Here is a 1,777-nt window from a genome sequence, read left to right as displayed (position 1 = left end):
TCGGCGGCCCAGGCCAGCCGCAGGACGGTGGCCAACTGCGCGGGCAGCTGCTTGATCATGCTCCTGAAGCTGATGTTGAGACGGGCCTCTTCGTGCCGTGACCAGCCCTGGTCGTACTGCAGCGGCCCGCCAAACAGGAGCTTCTCGGACTCGGAGACGACGGGCTCGGAGTCATCTGCGAGGTGCTTGTCGCTCTTTCCCGTGCTGTCCGCGACGGTCACCACACCACCCCCGCCAGCGGGATCTCTGTGATCGTCGCGCCCGGCGCGAGGCGCAGACCCCACGCGTCCCGTGCGAAGCGTTCGGCAGCTTCGGCCTGCCGGTGCGCCTGCTCGCCCCAGCCGAACAGCTCCACGGCCTGGTGCGCCAGCGCGAGGAGACGCAGCAGCGTCTGCCCGGACGCAGGATCGGGAGCGGCCGGACCGATCCGGGTGATCCGGGCCGCGATCCTGGCGCGGGCGCACGGCCCGATGCCCCCGTAAACGGCACCCTCGGCGTCGTACACGTAGCCCAGGTAATGGGGATCTGCGAACGACGCCTGGCCTTCTTCGACGGCCTTCCTGGCGAGGGCTGCGAAAGGGTCCCCGCCGTCGGCGTCCGACTCGATGGTGCCGCCGGGCAGCAGCGGCATCCAGTCCTCGGTGTCGATCAGCACCAGGCACCGGCCGTCCGCCGCGAACAGCCACCCCCACGACTGCCGCAGCACCAGCCCTTTAGGGACGGGCTCGGGGTGCCAGGGCCACTGCTGGCAGTGCGGGCTCGCGTATGACGGTTTAGGCGGCAGTGGGCGAGCGGCCTGCGCCAGAGCGGGCGCGGCGAGGTGGAACAGGGGCGGGTGGGGGTGTGTGGTGTCGGGCACGACAGTCCTCAAGGTCGTTGATGGTCAGGGCAGTTCGAGCTGCATGGGGTGGGCAGCTCGGGGCTTGATGCCGGCGGCGCGTACCAGATCGCTCAGGGTGGTGATCGTGTGCTGGGCGGCGGCATCGGTCAGCAGCTGACGGAACAAGGAGCCCGTGACCGTGACGTCGTCCAGGGCCCGGTGGCGGCGCTCGGGCTGCGGGATACCGCAGTGCGCAAGCAGTGCATCCAGGCCGTACGAGGGCAGGCCGGGCCAGACGCGGCGAGCAAGAAGCCGGGTGCAGATCAGCCGCGCGTACGCCAGGCGCGGACAGTGATCGCGGTACCGGTAGATGATCCCCGCCTCGACCGGCGCATGGTGGGCGACCAGCATCTTGGGGCGGCCGGGCAGCGCCTCGTCCAAGGCGCGCAGCACCGTGGCTGCGTCCGGCGCGTCGGCAACATCTGCGGGGGTGATGCCGGTCTGCTCCGTGTCCAGTCGCGTGACGGGCGCGTGAGCGGGCGGCCGGATCAGGGCTTGGAACTGGAAGCCGCTGCGCTCTGGGCCGCGGCCTGGCACATGCTGGAGGCCCAGGGCTGCGACCTCGATCGGCTCCGGCGAGGCGCCCTTCGGCGTGGTGCCCTCGAAGTCCACGACGATGAAATGCGACTCCTGGAAGGCCGGGTCGTTGGCGAGCCGCATCGGACGGGCGCTGGTCATAGGATGTCCCACATGCCCGGCCTGATCGCTGCGAGCGCGGCTTCAATGTCATCGAGCTCGTCGAGGAGACGTCGGATGGTGACCTGCCGTTCGGCCCAGTACCGCTGCAGGTCGGCCTCCGCGGGGGCGGGCAGCTCATACTCGGCTGTGGTGGCCCCGTACAGGCTGAACAGCAGATAGAGCAGGGCAGCACGTGCGCAGGCGCGCACGTCGGCATGC

3 protein-coding genes and 1 pseudogene are annotated in these 1,777 nt (G+C 70.4%); all 4 read right to left on the bottom strand.

Features of this window, described 5'->3' with window-relative positions:
• Positions 1-221 (bottom strand): hypothetical protein (locus tag ACZ5CR_RS44450; RefSeq protein WP_468869149.1); only part of this gene is annotated, 221 nt, incomplete at its 3' end.
• Complete coding sequence (locus ACZ5CR_RS44445) at positions 218-859, bottom strand: hypothetical protein (RefSeq protein ID WP_468869147.1); 642 nt, start codon at positions 857-859, stop codon at positions 218-220. The genes ACZ5CR_RS44445 and ACZ5CR_RS44450, both read right to left, overlap by 4 nt.
• Positions 860-883: 24 nt before the next feature.
• Positions 884-1,558, bottom strand: coding sequence for a 3'-5' exonuclease (locus ACZ5CR_RS44440; protein WP_468869142.1), 675 nt, complete (start codon positions 1,556-1,558; stop codon positions 884-886).
• Positions 1,555-1,777: pseudogene (locus ACZ5CR_RS44435) on the bottom strand (phosphotransferase enzyme family protein); the annotation flags it as partial. The gene ACZ5CR_RS44440 and the pseudogene ACZ5CR_RS44435, both read right to left, overlap by 4 nt.

The sequence above is a fragment of the Streptomyces sp. NPDC031274 genome (genome assembly GCF_055570235.1).
The sequence above is the reverse complement of the archived record's forward strand: the minus strand, read 5'-3'. Positions and strand labels throughout refer to the sequence as shown.

Coding starts and splice junctions, on each gene's coding strand:
- ACZ5CR_RS44440 (WP_468869142.1), bottom strand. CDS start 1,558: ATGACCAGCGCCCGTCCGATGCGGCTCGCCAACGACCCGGCCTTCCAG.